The organism is Jatrophihabitans sp. YIM 134969, from assembly GCF_054456675.1.
Map to the genome: position 1 here is coordinate 58,447 of NZ_JBTJEQ010000012.1, position 14,330 is coordinate 72,776.

Annotated in this window: 13 protein-coding genes; 5 read left to right on the forward strand and 8 right to left on the reverse strand. The window is 64.1% G+C overall.

Annotated elements, in window-relative coordinates; translation table 11 throughout:
- Positions 1-46: 46 nt before the first annotated feature.
- The gene (locus ACXR2U_RS08700; RefSeq protein WP_458824578.1) at positions 47-394 is read right to left on the reverse strand and encodes a rhodanese-like domain-containing protein; all 348 of its coding nucleotides are present in this window, start codon (positions 392-394) and stop codon (positions 47-49) included.
- A 96-nt stretch (positions 395-490) separates the two neighbouring features.
- Here ACXR2U_RS08700 and ACXR2U_RS08705 point away from each other — a divergent pair, with 96 nt between their 5' ends.
- On the forward strand, positions 491-700 hold the full coding sequence (locus tag ACXR2U_RS08705) for a hypothetical protein (RefSeq protein ID WP_458824579.1): 210 nt from the start codon (positions 491-493) through the stop codon (positions 698-700).
- A 78-nt stretch (positions 701-778) separates the two neighbouring features.
- Positions 779-1,285 (forward strand): DUF6191 domain-containing protein, encoded by a 507-nt coding sequence (locus ACXR2U_RS08710; RefSeq protein WP_458824580.1) that lies wholly within the window; start codon positions 779-781, stop codon positions 1,283-1,285.
- 3 nt (positions 1,286-1,288) lie between these two features.
- Here the strand turns inward: ACXR2U_RS08710 and ACXR2U_RS08715 are convergent, their stop codons facing one another.
- Complete coding sequence (locus ACXR2U_RS08715; protein WP_458824581.1) at positions 1,289-1,846, reverse strand: YdcF family protein; 558 nt, start codon at positions 1,844-1,846, stop codon at positions 1,289-1,291.
- The gene (locus ACXR2U_RS08720) at positions 1,843-2,796 is read right to left on the reverse strand and encodes a TIGR00730 family Rossman fold protein (RefSeq protein ID WP_458824582.1); all 954 of its coding nucleotides are present in this window, start codon (positions 2,794-2,796) and stop codon (positions 1,843-1,845) included. The genes ACXR2U_RS08715 and ACXR2U_RS08720 overlap by 4 nt, the downstream gene beginning before the upstream one ends.
- 181 nt (positions 2,797-2,977) lie before the next feature.
- Between ACXR2U_RS08720 and ACXR2U_RS08725 the strand changes: the two genes are divergently transcribed.
- Genes ACXR2U_RS08725 through ACXR2U_RS08735 form a run of 3 tightly spaced genes read left to right on the forward strand, consistent with a single transcriptional unit; the run spans position 2,978 to position 7,025 of the window.
- Positions 2,978-4,426 (forward strand): hypothetical protein, encoded by a 1,449-nt coding sequence (locus ACXR2U_RS08725; RefSeq protein ID WP_458824583.1) that lies wholly within the window; start codon positions 2,978-2,980, stop codon positions 4,424-4,426.
- On the forward strand, positions 4,423-5,802 hold the full coding sequence (locus ACXR2U_RS08730) for a tyrosine-protein kinase domain-containing protein (protein ID WP_458824584.1): 1,380 nt from the start codon (positions 4,423-4,425) through the stop codon (positions 5,800-5,802). The genes ACXR2U_RS08725 and ACXR2U_RS08730 overlap by 4 nt, the downstream gene beginning before the upstream one ends.
- The gene (locus tag ACXR2U_RS08735; protein ID WP_458824585.1) at positions 5,799-7,025 is read left to right on the forward strand and encodes an acyltransferase family protein; all 1,227 of its coding nucleotides are present in this window, start codon (positions 5,799-5,801) and stop codon (positions 7,023-7,025) included. The genes ACXR2U_RS08730 and ACXR2U_RS08735 overlap by 4 nt, the downstream gene beginning before the upstream one ends.
- Here the strand turns inward: ACXR2U_RS08735 and ACXR2U_RS08740 are convergent.
- From ACXR2U_RS08740 to ACXR2U_RS08760, 5 genes are all read right to left on the reverse strand, one after another.
- On the reverse strand, positions 6,931-8,130 hold the full coding sequence (locus tag ACXR2U_RS08740; RefSeq protein ID WP_458824586.1) for a polysaccharide biosynthesis protein: 1,200 nt from the start codon (positions 8,128-8,130) through the stop codon (positions 6,931-6,933). The genes ACXR2U_RS08735 and ACXR2U_RS08740 overlap by 95 nt on opposite strands.
- Before the next feature lie 41 nt (positions 8,131-8,171).
- A complete protein-coding gene (locus ACXR2U_RS08745; RefSeq protein WP_458824587.1) occupies positions 8,172-9,203 on the reverse strand; it encodes a polysaccharide pyruvyl transferase family protein in 1,032 nt (343 codons plus the stop codon).
- Positions 9,200-11,194, reverse strand: coding sequence for a glycosyltransferase (locus ACXR2U_RS08750; RefSeq protein WP_458824588.1), 1,995 nt, complete (start codon positions 11,192-11,194; stop codon positions 9,200-9,202). The genes ACXR2U_RS08745 and ACXR2U_RS08750 overlap by 4 nt, the downstream gene beginning before the upstream one ends.
- A gap of 254 nt (positions 11,195-11,448) precedes the next feature.
- Positions 11,449-12,762 carry a DUF1501 domain-containing protein gene (locus tag ACXR2U_RS08755; RefSeq protein ID WP_458824589.1) on the reverse strand — a complete coding sequence of 438 codons (1,314 nt, stop codon included), beginning with the start codon at positions 12,760-12,762 and terminating at the stop codon, positions 11,449-11,451.
- Between the two features lie 44 nt (positions 12,763-12,806).
- On the reverse strand, positions 12,807-14,309 hold the full coding sequence (locus ACXR2U_RS08760) for a DUF1800 domain-containing protein (RefSeq protein WP_458824590.1): 1,503 nt from the start codon (positions 14,307-14,309) through the stop codon (positions 12,807-12,809).
- Between the last annotated feature and the right edge of the window lie 21 nt (positions 14,310-14,330).

The window sequence follows — 14,330 nt, forward strand, 5'->3', positions numbered from 1 at the left end:
ACAGGCAACCGCTAGCTGTTACATCAATGTGAACTCTCAGGAAGAGTCAGCGCACGCTCGGGGGCGCACCGGTCTCGCTCACCATGGGGCGGTGCGCCGTCGCCCAGGCGAGCATCCCGCCCTCGAGGTTGACCGCGTCGAACCCGTTCTGGTTGAGCCACGCCGTCACCTGGGCGGAGCGCCCGCCCGCCTTGCAGGTCACGACGATCTTCGCGTCGGGGGTGAGGGGTCCCGGATCGTGGGCGACGGTGGCCGGCACGCTGTTCATGGGGACGTGGACGGCCTCGGCCGCGTGGCCGTCCTCCCACTCCTCGGGTTCGCGGACGTCGAGCAGGACGACCTCGCCCGCGGGGATGGCCGCGTACTCCTCGACCGAGATCTGCGGAATCTGCACTGGTGTCCCTCTCGTCTCACAGGCGGCGGCGATGCTGCGCACATCGACCTGCAATCGTTCGCATGGCCGGACTTCCCTCCACTAGTGTGCCGCTGCGTGTTCCACGGACAGGACCGGGTGTCGACCTTCTTCTTCTCCGTCTCGGCCCCGGCGGGCGATGAACACCTCCCCGACCTCCTGCGCCAGCTCGCCGACCACCTCGAAGGGCTCGGCGACGTCTCGGTCCGCGACGTGACCGTCAACCCGGCCCAGCAGGTCGGTGGCTACTCGGTGGCGACGGTCTACTACAACCGTCTCGGTAGCTGACCCGACGCCCGTTCCGACTCCATCCGGCGAGCGTGCACGGGCGGCCGGGCGCTCACGATCCGCGTACTCTCGCCCGTCATGACGCAGTGGGGCCTGGACAACCTCTTCAACCCGGGCAAGCGGCACATGGACGACGAGAAGCGCCGGCTGCAGTCGACCCGTGAGGAGATCGGCGACAACTCCGGCGGCCGCCGCATCGACCTCGAGGGCGGCAAGGTGTCCATCGCCGTGCGTCGCTCTGTGACCCCCACCGACGACGCCGAGGACGCCGTGTCGGCCCCGGCGCTGGAGGCCGAGGAACTGCCGGCCGTCGCCCTCGCCACCGACGACGCCGAGATCACGCCGCCCGTCGTCGACGAGTCCGAGACGGTCGACGCGGGCGTGCCGGTGGAGCAGCAGCAGCCTGAGGTCCTGGCGTCGGTCGCCGCGGTCGAGGCCGTCGCCACCGAGGCCCCGGCCGACGACCAGGCCGAGGACGACGACGATGACGACAACGAGCCGATCGAGGCGTCCGCCCCTGAGCCCGCGGTCGCTCCGGCCCGGCGTCGCCAGCTGTCGGCGAACGCCTGGGCGCGCCGGGGCTGACCGCTAGCAGCCGCGCAACACCTCGGCCTTGGCGTAGCCCGCCGTCTGGTAGAGCCACTGGTACGCCCACATGGCCACCGATGTGGACTCGCGTGACGGCACCATGAGCAGCGTGCCGGAGTAGCAGCGCGCGATGATCATGCGCGACCTCGAGACGTGGTAAGTCGAGGTCACCACGGCCACCCGCGTCCAGCCGTGCTGCTCGGCGAGTCGTCTCAGTTCGCGGGCTTCGCCCCGCGTGGTCGACGGGTCGGGCCGGAAGCACATCACGTCGAGGTCGACCGGCGGCCGCTCGCAGGTCGCCACCGCCAGGGTGTCGGTGGTGCCAACGGGCATCGACAGGATCACGGTGTCGGCCAGCCCGCCCCGGGCCATGTCCAGTGCTCGTTGGGTGCGGGCGGTGCCGTCCAGGCCGCCGAGCACCAGGACCGCGTCGACCGGTGCGGCGTTCTCCACGCGAGGGGTCTGGATGACCGCGTGTGCCCAGGCCGCCCACCCGACCGCGAGCACCACGAGCCCGATCGCCGTGAACCGCGCGACGAGTCTGGTGCGACGACTCACCAGACCAGGCCGCGGGAGCGGAGCTGGTCGAACAGAACCCGGTTGGCGGGTGCCAGGACGGTGCCGTCGCCGTCGTGGACCCACCGGAGCTCCTCGATCTCGCCGGCGGGACGTGGTTCGGGTGAGTCCGCGAGGGTCGAGGCGGTGAAGCACGCGAGTCGGACGGTGCGTCCCGCATGGCCACCGTGGGCGGGGGCGGTGACCGTGGTGAGCGGTGTGACCGTGAGCGGGTCGACCTCGACCCCGAGCTCCTCCCGCATCTCGCGGACCAGCGCGGCGACCTGCGTCTCGCCCGGTTCCACCTTGCCGCCCGGGGCGTAGAAGGCGTCGCTGCCGCGGGTGCGGGCGACGAGCAGCGCCCCGTCCCGCACCAACACCCACGCCACGACGTCGAGCGCGTCGTCGGTGGTGCCGGTCGCCGGCATGAGGCGGTCGAGCAGGGCGTCGACGTCGGTCTCGACGATCAGCGAGTCCGCTGTGCTGCGGGCGAGGAACCCTGCCTCGACCGTGTGCTCGATCATGCGCAGGAGGGGCGCGAAGAAGCCGTCGACGTCGAGCAACGCGATCGGCTTCACCCGCTCGCCGAGATGGTGCAGCGTCCAGGTCTCGAAGAATTCGTCGAGGGTGCCGATGCCACCGGGGAGCACGACGAAGGCATCCGAGAGTTCGGCCATGAGGTCCTTGCGTTGCGCCATGGTGTCGACGACGTGCAGCCGGGTGAGTCCTCGGTGCGCGATTTCGCGCGTCATCATCGAGGTCGGGATGACGCCGTCAACCTCACCGCCGGCGGCGAGCGCAGCGTCGGCGACGGCGCCCATGAGCCCGACTCGCGCGCCACCATAGACAAGGCCGATCCCGCAATCGGCCAATCGGGTTCCCACCAACGAAGCGGTGTCACGCAGGCCCGACGACCCAGTCGACGAGCTACCACAGTAGACGCAGACCCGCACTCCAAGAGTCTACGGCGGATGGTCAATGCAGAGATGGGCGAGGCAACTCTCCCAGAGTGCGCTGAACGACGGCTCTCCACTGGGGTTCTCGCCAGGTAACCTGCGGCGGCTCACTGAGATTCTTGATCGTCAAACTGGAGTACGCGCCCTCGGACGGGGGCGGCGAGAGGACGGGACTGCCATGACCGCTGCGTGGCAACGCCCCCTGACCGCCTTGGGGGTAGTGGGGGGTTCTGCCGTCGTTGTCTGGGGTGTGCTTTTGGCAACCGCGGATGCGGCGGCACCCGGAACGAGTCCGCTGGGTAAAGATCTGATTCCATTCCTGCTGTGCGCGGGACTGGTTGGTCTTTCGGTAGTTTCTTACATCCCATGGCCCAGCAGGTGGAACGTTCCGGCGCACGCCCAGCTAGCCTTTGCTTTGATTGCATATGTTCTTCCCATTTTTGGTCTGCACATCCTTGACGATGCGTCACCTACCATAGTGAACTTGTACACAAAGGTCATCGTTGTAGGATTCCTTTTCGCGGCATTTGGAACGATTCTTGGGGCTGTCCTGGGAAACGCCGCAGATCTCCGCCCGACTTTGAGCCGGTGGGTAGCGAGGGTAGAAGTTGCGTCTCTGATATCGCCCCCGCGTATCCTCATTCTAGGTTTTGTCGCCGTGGGCGGGATGCTTGTCTCGTTTTCGGTCATGGGCTTCATTCCGGCCTTCGCCGCGGATCCGTTCGCCGCTAAGTTCTTCAAGGGCGAGTATGCAGCTGCGTATGCACCGGTTGCGCCTCTCTACAGATTCTGCACCACTGTCTTAGCCGTGATTCTGCCTTTACTCGCGCTGTATGCATGGCGTAGGCGCACGCCTGCGTACATATCCGGTTTTGCCGCGGCGCTGGTTGTCATGCTCATCTCGCTCCAGCGAGACCCAGCAGTGAGCGGAGTGCTGGTCTGCGCCGGAGTGCTCATCGCGTTTCGAGCTAGCGGAATGTCCGTCTACTTCTTAGTCCTAGTCGGCGTTTACGTCTTAGGTAGCGGACTATATTACCTGCTCGCGTCGGTCGGGCTCTCTGCGTTCACGCAGGGGCCAGCTGTGAGCACCTCTTGGCTACAGCAGATTGCTGCAGGCTCGCCCGACGTGCACGACCAACTCGGCTTCCTTACCGCTTGGACTTCTCGCCCCTCGTACACACATGGCCTGACGTGGGTCGGTGGCTTGGTCCCAGGCAACTTTAGGTGGAACCCGTCGGTGTGGTCCCTCGGCGTAGTCAATCCAACCCAATCCATTTCTAGTATCAACTCGGGAGGGCTGCGTTTGCCAGCACCCATCTGGGGTTTAGTGAGCTTTGGCTGGCCAGGCGTAATCATCGTGAGCTTCGTGAGCGGTGTACTGACCGGCCTGACGACCGCGATACTTCGCCGGATCGTGGCCCAAGTTGGACCTGGAGGAGCGCTGCTCGCCGTTGTTGTCTACCTTGCCGTCGCAGACGTGATCCCGGTGTTCTTCCGGCTCAGCTACTTGTCCGTGATTGGTGCCCTAGTTCTGCTCGCTACTGCGTTCTGGGTGAGGAGTTCCGGCCCTTCGGTGCGCGGCGACGCTGCCGTGGCAACGCGAACCTTGAGAGGTGCTCGTACATGAGATTTAGGGATTACATCAATGCGGTCCGTCGGCGCTGGAAGTTCGCTGCAGTCGTCGTACTGGTCTCCCTGGGGGTCGCGGCGTTCGTTACATTCACCGCTACAAAGACCTACGTGGCCTCTACGCAAATCTTTGTATCCACATCAGCGGATGCGGACAACCTCGCTGTGATTGCGCAAGGTAACACCTTCACTCAATCACGGGTGCAAACGTATACGGCGGTTGCAACGAGTCCAAAGGTGACCCAGCCAGTCGTTGATTCGCTCCGGCTGTCGATAACGGCTGCCCAACTTAAAGCGAAAATTACTGCGACTGCGCCGGCAGGTAAGACGCTTGTCAACATCGCAGTAGTGGACCGGTCGGGCTCCGAGGCCGCTAAACTTGCGAATGCGGTTGCCGATCAATTTGTCACGACGATCACCAAGCTGGAGGCAACAGGCGGCGGCACCACCGCGTCGCCGGTCAATCTCACGGTCATCGAGCCGGCTGTGGCCCCCACATCCCCCAGCTCCCCCAAGCCCTTCCTTAATTTCGGGCTGGCCCTACTGGTCGGGCTTGTACTCGGCGCCGTAGCGGCGGTACTGCGACAATTTACGGATAATACCGTGAAGTCGGCCGCCGAAGTGACAGAATTGTCTGATCTCGCCGTCCTAGGCGCGGTGCCCATGGACAAGACTGCCCCCGATAATGTCCTCGCGTTGCGGAGCGATCCCCACGGGCGTCGAGCCGAGGCCTTCCGTCAGCTCAAAACAAACCTCCAGTTCATTGACGTGGACCACCCGCCGAAGGTGGTGTCCGTGCACAGCGCGCTGCCGGGTGAGGGCAAAACCCACATCGCCCTAAACCTTGCGGCAGCGTTGGCAGAGTCTGACCTGCGGGTGTGCGTAATCGAGTTTGATCTACGCAAGCCCACGATCGCCGAGCGCCTGGGTCTGGTGGGCAACGTCGGACTGACCAATGTGTTCACGGGGCAATCAGAGATCGAAGACGTCATTCAGAACGCGGGTCGAAACCTTGCGGTACTGACCTGCGGCGCAGTCCCGCCCAACCCGACGGAACTGCTCTCCAGCGAGAAGTGCAAGCAGATCATCGATGAGGTTGCGTCGGCAGTCGACTTCGTCATCCTCGATACTGCGCCTCTACTCCCCGTTGCCGACGGAGCACAGATTGCTGCACTTGCAGACGCCGCTCTGCTCACGGTCCACACGGGCAGAACCACTCGCGATCAGCTCGCACGTGCGCTAGGCAATCTCACGAATGTCGGGGTAGTGCCGGTCGGGGCGGTCATGTCCATGGTCCGAGGTTCTAGCCTGGGGTCATCGGAATACTATTACGAACGCTACTACGCACCTCAACCAACTACCTCAACCTCGTGACAGTGCGCGGGGCAGCAGCGGCGCGGGAAGCCAAGCGGTCATCGATTCCTGCACTGAACGGAATCCGTGCTATTGCAATCATCCTTGTGTTTATGGATCACGCGGGCCTACCGCAATTTATTCGCGGAGCTACAGGCGTCACGATCTTCTTCTTCTTGTCGGGCTATCTCATTACAACTCTGCTTCGGGCGGAGGTGACACGCGCCGGCCACTTTTCCATCCGACAGTTTTACGCGAGAAGAGCGCTACGAATCTTTCCGCCAATGTACGTAACGTTGGTTGTCGCGGTCATCCTGACGCTCACAGGAGTGCTGCGGCAACCAGCGATGAGCACAGGAGGCGTCGTTGCCGTGGCGGCGTTTGCTGCGAACTACTGGATCGTCTTTGGCTCGCGTGACAACCTGCCCGCCGGGGTCAACCAGTTCTGGTCGCTCGCAGTGGAGGAGCATTACTACTTACTATTCCCTTTCGCTCTGTTGGCCCTGCTTGCTCTGGTGGGTAGTTGGCGTCGTCGCGGTCTGATCCTAGCCTTCTTCTGCGCCATAATTCTGACATGGCGCTGCGTGTTGGAGTTCGTCCTGAACGCGAGCGACGATCGTCTATACCTTTCAACCGACACCCGTTTAGACGGCATCCTGCTCGGTGCGATATTTGCAATGGTGGCGAATCCATGGCTTGACAGGCGTTCAGCGCCGATGGGCTCACGCGGGTACTGGACGCGGCTCGTCGCTGCCGCGATACTATTCGCGATTGCTCGGATCATGCCACTGCCTTTCGGTCTGACAATCGGCTACACGCTTGAGGCCGCCGCGTGCTGGCTAGCTTTCGACGCCCTTGTGCGAGAGCCTCGGCGACTGCCGACGCGGTTGCTGGAGTTACGCGCAGTAGTGTGGCTTGGCACAATTTCTTACGGCTTTTATCTTGTGCACAGAATCATTATCTTCTTGATCGAGAAGACGCCCGTGCCCGGGACGTACCCACGTGCTGCGGTCAGCTTTGTGCTTGCGATCGCTGTCGCGTCAGTGATGCACGTCGCCATCGAACGGCCGGTCGCCCGGTGGCGGACGCGCATGAACCGATCGGGGCTGAATGGGCCCGACGAGTCAACGGACCGCGCGTCCTCGCCGGCTAGTTTCGCGGAGTCGGCGCCCGCGAGCGCCGCGGCGCAAACTGCAATCCCACCAGCGCGAGAAGCAGCAGACCATCAGCGGCCACAGCCGTGATTGCAGCGGCGCGACCACCGTATGGCGTCGTGAACCACAACGTGACGGCGGTCAGCGCAGCGACGACGCACGTCGCTGCGAGACGTGCCTTGATACGACCCTGTGCGACGGCGAGCGCAACAAGTTGGTAGTTGACGTACTTAATGGGCAGGTCTAGCACAAGAATCACGAGAATGGCGCTAACTTGAGCTTCCGGCAGAACGAGAAATCGCGAGATCTCGGGTACTGTCGCTACGGCGGCAATAGCAACTGCGACACCTGCGGCCAAAGCTGCCGCAATTTGTACCGTGGCGATCTTTCGTCGGGCAAGCGGCTGCGATATCAGGCTCGGCAGGGCGACGTTGGCGATGGATCCGGGTATGAGCTCGGTAGGCTGCGTAACCCGTGTCACGCCTGTGTACAACGCTCCCTGACTAACGCTCGCGCGTAAGCCGACGAGAACAGTCGGCAGCTGTGAGTAGCTGCTTGATGCGGTAATCGAGAGTGCGTAGGGCCAGCTCTCACGGATCAGCGCGCCCAAGCCGACTTGGCCCCCAGACGTCCACAGGGTGTTCGCGTTGCGGCGTGACGCCAGCATGGTCGGTATGAGCAGAACAGCCGCGGCCGTAAGCGACGCGCCAATCAGAACCCCCACGGACCCTGTCCAATATACCGCCGCGGCAATACAGAAGCGCTCCATACCGATAGCCACATCGACAAACGCATAACGACCGAAGTGGGCATTTGCCTGCCATACCCACCGCAAATAGCGCGCAAAGCCCTCTGAGGCTGCAAGAGCTGCGATGGAAGCGATCGCCATCGCAACTTCCGACCGTGTACCCGCGCCGAGCACCGATGCCGCACATGTGGCCACCACGATGAGCACGGACACGACAGATCCGACTTGGACACCGCGATCCCAAAGAGACCGCCCTTCGTACTCGCCGTTCGTGCGAAGGAAGTAGGTCGTGAGACTGGAGAGGTCGAGCATCACTTGGACTGCGAGTGACACCCCGACCGCGTAGAGAATCTGTACGTATACGTCATGCGGCAATGCGCGGCCAAACGCCGCCGCCCACAGCAATGTCCCTACTCGCGCAAACACCGACGCGCTCAGCACGATCACCGTGCGCGAGGCGAGTTGCCGCGTACCCGTACGTGAGGCCGTCACCGGTCGGACTTGAACTTCGATTCGAGCCCAGCAACAACGGCGCCGACGGAGTATTCAGCGCGAGATACAGCGTCACCCAGTACGTCCGAATCAGCCAATGTTCCCGCCGCCTGTTCTGATACCTCGTCCGCGACAGGGATAAGAAATTCATCGGCGAACGCCGCGACCTTTGTCGCCCGTCCGATCGCGGTCATAGGAGTTTCAGTCAGAGCAGCAATGTAGAGAGCATGCATACGGGACGCGATTACCATACGCGCGGAGGCAATGACGCCGATCGCGTCGTCGACGGTGAGATTCGACGTCAGAGTGTCGAAGGCCTTGGCCGCCTCGGGCGTGAGCGACTCGGAATCTGCATTTTCACCTTGGTCCATGGAGAGGAAGGTGACACCACCGTGGCGCCGCCCCAACGCGGAAACCACCGTTGCGTCTAATTTTGCCGCGTCGACCCGATTGAGGGCAATGACGCATCCGCTGCGCTCGCGAGGATTATGCGTTAGTCCTGCATCTCGTGTACGAAGAAGCAGAGCGGCGTCCGCACCCAGCTCAGCACGTCGGTGCAACATCTCGCGGACCCGCGCCTGTGAGCGGGCGTCCCGCACCCAGACTTCCTTGGCGACGCGCACCGCCGTAGTGAGGGCAAGTCGCTGTCCCCACCGCTTCACCGGATCACAGCCGACTGCGATGTAGGCGACGGGCACCCTCGCAATCACGGCTACGAGGGCGACCGCTAGGCAGAGACGAGGTAGACCTCCGAGGCGCTTCTCTGGTGTGTCGTCCTGCAGCATTGTGCCTCCGCCAACCAGCACCAGGTCCGCGGTCCGGACCGCACGAGCGAGGTCGCCAAGCCCTGCGAGCATGACCCGGCTACCGTCAGCGCGCGGCATGGAGCCGAAATCAGCAACCTCAACCGCGTGGCCGGCCGCACGTACGCGGTCGGCCAACGCGTCTGACAGCAGGCAATCGCCAAGGTTGATTGCGAGCCCCTGTGGGCCACTGCGGTCGGACGACACGATGAGGACCCTGCTCATGAGTTTTCACCTGCAGAGTTCACGGCGTCACGGAGACTGGTGACGACATCGCCCCAAGACCAGACTTCTGGTGGTTGAACCGGGTCACGAATCACCGCGGCGCCACGCATGCCTTCCGCGAAGCCTTGCGGCGTGGGCGGCACAGTCACAGCCGCGGGGTGGATCTCGCCCAACCCGCTATCGGTTGCAATCAAGGCACGTCCGCCGAACCATTCTGCTTCGGCAAGGGGCAGCCCAAATCCCTCATCGCTCGACGCGAACGCGACGACGTCCGCGTCGGCAATAAGTTGGCGATACTCGAGCTCATCGACAAACCCTGGAAAGCTAACATTGTTCAAGACTCCCAACCTCGCGGCAAGTGCGGCGAGTTCAGTCTGGTACTCGCCCACGGCGCCAAGAACTGTCAAGAGGGGGCGATCCCCATCATCAAGCTCGGCCACTGCCGCGATGACCAACTCGGGGCGCTTGTTGTTCTTGTGGCCAAAGGTGACCACACGAAGCCTGGTGTCGTGGTCGTCTCGCTGACGCCTCTTGACCGACCACCGTGCAGGGTGGTCACGTCCGTTCTCGACGACAAGTACTTTTGCCGTCGGATCAACCGCGCGGGTCTCTCGAGCTGTCTTCTCGGAAATCGCAAATATGATGTTTGACCGTTTCAACGACGCGCGCCATTGGCGACGGTACAGGTGCTGAGCACGAGTGAATTCGTGATGATTCACCAAGTGTCGCCAGTCATGCGCAACCGAGAACGCCCTGGCCCGAGGAGCAAGCGGGGAAATCACTGGACTGAGCGAGACGAGGACGTGACGACGGTAGAGCATTGCGATGACAGGTATGACGATAAACTCGCCAAGCACCCGCAAAATAAAGTTGTCGTTCGGCCAAATCAGATGGCGCGTGTTGAATGACGAGGAAATGTCCCGTCGAGTCCACGGCGGCCCCACCACGATGAGCTTATCCGACGGATATTGGCGTTGCCAAGCTTCGATCGTCTCGTACGCGTGCATCCGCATACCGCCGCCCTGGGCTGGCGAAGCAAGCGCGTCCACGATGAATCTTCGCCCGTCTTGTTCAGAGTCCTCGGACCGTCCGATGCGATGCCGAGCCTGAATGTTTCGTACCTGACTCACGACAAGATGGGTGAGTACACCGGCTATAATGATCGGGTCAAAAATGGCCCAGCCGGTCGAACGGGAACGACGGAAGTACCTGATCATGCTGGCGTGGAACTGCCAGTCAAGACTGAGCGATCGGTACCGGCCAGAACTCGCCCCTTTCAGATGTAGGGCAGTGACTGTGCCGTCATAAAATACTCGCCAGCCTGCCTCGATGAACCGCCTACACCAGTCCAAATCCTCCCCGTACATCCAGAAGCCCTCGTCGAGGAGTCCGACAGTCTCGAGCGCGGAGCGACGGATGAGCATGAAGGCGCCGTTGATCGCCCCCACCTCGCCACGAGCGTGCTCTCCGACTGAAATCGCCAGGTAGTCCGAACCGCTCTGACGACCTCGAAGCTTATCCAATAAATAGCGAACGGAGCTTCCCACGCGCGGCAGGTTGCGCTTCGCTGCATGGTCGAACGATCCATCCCGAAGCTCGAGGCGACACCCAATCACCCCGATTCGCGCATCAGCTTCAAGGTCATCGAGTAGTTGTGGAAGAACTCCGGGGCGCACCGCCGTGTCGGGGTTGATCACTAAGGCAAGATCGTAATCGAGGTCGCGAATAGACCTATTCGTTGAAACAGCAAAACCGTCATTAGTAGGGCTGCGCACGAGCTGAACTTCGGGATAGTTGCGTGCGATGACGGCGCAGGTTGCGTCTTGACTAGCGTTGTCGACTACCCGTATGTCGAGTACGGCTCGTCCCTCAAGCTCTTCGGCCGCGGCCTTGAGCGAGTCCAAACATTGGCTTATGAATCCAGCCGACTTGAACGTGACGATCGCGACGCGTACGCGTAGGACATGGTCAACAGCCGGGGTGTGCGCCAACGTTCGGTTCTCCTAGGAAATTGTGACGGGTTGTAACGGTCAACGGTGGCCAGCCGTGATCGTACTGGCACGCCCTGTAACAAAGTCTCTAGGACGGGATCGCCGTTAAGTACCCACTCAACACGCTTTGGGTGTGTCATGGGCCGCTGGGTAACGCGGCTGGGCTGCTCATAGTCGTATTTTCCTCGACCTGGGCACGAGCGGACGAGGTGGTTGTCAGTCAAGCCAGAGTTGCCGAGCCGGTGGGAGCGTGATCAGCGGCGGAGAAGCCCCAGCGGTGCGGGTGCCAAGTCCGGGAACATGGTCACAAGTGACCCCGCTCCGAGTCGGGCGGTTGCGACCTCGCCGAGAACGTCGAAGGGGCTGTTGAGGCCTCGTACGTCCCCCTGGTCGAGAGCGGTCGGTGACAGCTGATCCCATCGGCCGGCGACCTGTGACTTCGTGAGGCCACCGCCGAGCAACCACATCAGCCCACCGAATCCGTGATCGGAACCACCGCTGGCGTTCTGGGCAACGCGCCGACCGAACTCGCTCATGACCACGACCGTCACCCGTGACCGGCGCTGCGGGCCGAGGTCGGTCATGAACGCCGCCAGCGACTGGGAGACGGACAGGAGGAGCCGGTCGAGGTCGTTCGCTTCGTCGGTGTGGGTGTCGAAGCCTCCGACGTCGACGGTGGCGACCTGCAACCCGACTTCGGCCTTGAGCATCGCGGCGATGTCGCGCAGGCCGCTCGCGAAGCTGTTGTTGCTCGGGTACACGGCGCCGTTCGCGGGTGTCGCCTGCGCCCGCGCGGTGGCCGCGGTGGCGAGCGACGCCACGGTGTCACGGACCTTGGATGCCAGCGGCATGTCGAGCCCCCGGTACAGGGATTCGGCGGCTACAGCCGCGTCCTCCGTGCTCCAGCCCGGCATCGAGTAGGCCGACAACGAGTCGAGTGCGATCTTCTCCTCGTAGCCCTGGAACGAGTCGGGCTGGCCGTAGCCGGCGCTCACCGCGCGGAACGTGGTTCCCGGGCCGAGGGTGGTGAGCAGGCGATCGAGGTATCCGGTGGTGAGGGTGGGCTGGCCGCCGGATTCCATGTACCGGGCCGCGGTGGTGTGGCTGCGCAGGGGGCTCGTCGCGACCGCGGGGACGAAGGCGAGTTCGCCGCTGTTCCACAGCGACATCAGCGGCGCGAGGCTGGCGTTCGCCGCCCAACCGTCGGCCAGCGGCAGCAGGGTCGAGGCTGCCGGAAGCAGCGCGGGTCGAGCTTGCGCGAGGTGGTCGAAGCCGAGCGTCGACGAGTTCGGGACGACGACCCGCAGACCGTCGCAGCCGCCGCGCAGGAACACCACGACCATCGAGTTCAGCGAGGTCGGGTCGGCGCCGGCAGCGGTCGGCGCGGCGAACGAGGCGCGGGTGGTGACGAGTTGGGTGCCGAGCGCAGCGACGCCGACCATGCCGGCGCCCTGGATGAAGCGCCGGCGGGTGAAACCCTTGGACCAAGCCTGGTCCTGACTCTCGAGGGCGGCGCCGACCTCGGCGGCGTGTCGGGTCAACGGGTCGACGGCGGGGGGCGGGTTCACGGGTTCTCCTCGGGGGCGGAGGGTCGGACGGGAGTGGCGCCGGGTCAGCGCAGGTGGTGGTGGGCGGTGTGGAGCAACTGCGCCGCGACGTGCGGCAGGATGCTGGGCAACTTGGACCGCGTCAGCGACAGACCGGGCGACTCGCCGAGGTACTCGAGCAGGGCGTTCTGCTCGTTGGTCGTCATGGCCGTGCCGATGAGCGTCTTGGCCAAGGCATCGAGGGCGACCGAGACCGTCGCCGGGGCCGGTCCGCCGTAGAGGAAGTCGGGTGTGGGCTTGGTGATCGAGTCCGGCCACGCTCCGTTGAGCAGGTTCAGCTGTGCGTTCCACAGGCGCAGCAACGCGCCGGCCGAGAGCCACGACTGCTGGGTGTCGGCGTACCCGGGCGGTGCCGCGGCTTGCAGCGGCCGGTTGCCCAGCCCGGAGCCCAGGTTGGCCAAGGCTGTCGCCCCCTTGTCGAGATCGACGGCGGTGAGCTTGAGCTGCCGCACGGTGGCGATGACGTTCTCCATCGGCCGCCGGAGCTTCCGGCCCCGACTGTCCCAGAACTCGGTCGAGCGCAGGATCGTGCGCAGCATCGGCACGATCGCGGTGTCGTTCGCGAGGTAGGTGTCGGCGACGGCTTGCACCAGCTCGGCCGAAGGGGTGTCCGAGACGAACCGCACGCAGAGGGCGCGCGCGAGGCTGGTGGCCGTGGCCGGGTGGGTGGCGAGGTAGGCGACGTACGCATCGCCCATCTCTTCACCGGTGGCGGTGCTGGCGTTGGCGTGGGTGAAGCCCAGGACCTGCACGGGTCCGGGGGAGTGCGCGCCGTTGCTCCACTGGTAGTCCGAGAACCGGCCGTCCACACCGCGCCCGGTGAGGATGCGAGCCGAGTCGACCACGTCGGTCTGGGTGTAACCGGCGGTGATCCCGACCGTGTGCAACTCCAGCAGCTCTCGGCCGAGGTTCTCGTTCGGAGCCACCCAGGTCGACACGTCCCCGTTGAGGTACATCAGCATCGCCGGGTGCTTCATGGCCGCGGTGAGCATCGCCCGGTACGTACCGAAGGCGTTGGCCCGGATGACGTCGCGGTCGTAGGAGGCGCGGTTGGCCCACACGCCGTCGGAGTAGTTGGCGACGTTGAGCCGGTTGCTGAAGAAGTCGACGACGGTCTCGTACAACTGCGCCGGGCTCCAGGCCTGCAACGCCAGGGTGGCTCTGAGCACCTGGTCCTGCGAAGTGCCCCCGTACAGGTTCCCCTCGGCGGTCAGTTGCGCGCGGGTCTGGGCGGGCGGCCGGAGCAGGTAGGGGTAGAGGTCGGTCAGGCCCGCGATCCCGGCGTACCCCGCCGACTTCTGGCCCAGCACCACCTGCTTCTCGAACCAGGTGTCGGGTGTGCCGGGGTTGTCGCTGCCCCACGGCCCGAAGGCGAAGCGCGAGAGCAGGTGCCGGTTCTGGTCGAACTTCAGCGGCTTGGGGATCCGTGAGTTCGGCGAACTGGCGGTGACCGCCTTGATGGCGTTGGCCGCGGTGGCACGGATGAGCGGCAGGGCAGGGCTGGGCATGGGGGGTCACCTTCGGGGGTG

Bases quoted from the DNA above. Each gene is read 5' to 3' on its own strand.
- ACXR2U_RS08710 (WP_458824580.1), top strand. From the start codon at position 779: ATGACGCAGTGGGGCCTGGACAACCTCTTCAACCCGGGCAAGCGGCAC.
- ACXR2U_RS08725 (WP_458824583.1), top strand. From the start codon at position 2,978: ATGACCGCTGCGTGGCAACGCCCCCTGACCGCCTTGGGGGTAGTGGGG.
- ACXR2U_RS08730 (WP_458824584.1), top strand. From the start codon at position 4,423: ATGAGATTTAGGGATTACATCAATGCGGTCCGTCGGCGCTGGAAGTTC.
- ACXR2U_RS08745 (WP_458824587.1), bottom strand. From the start codon at position 9,203: ATGAGCAGGGTCCTCATCGTGTCGTCCGACCGCAGTGGCCCACAGGGG.
- ACXR2U_RS08760 (WP_458824590.1), bottom strand. From the start codon at position 14,309: ATGCCCAGCCCTGCCCTGCCGCTCATCCGTGCCACCGCGGCCAACGCC.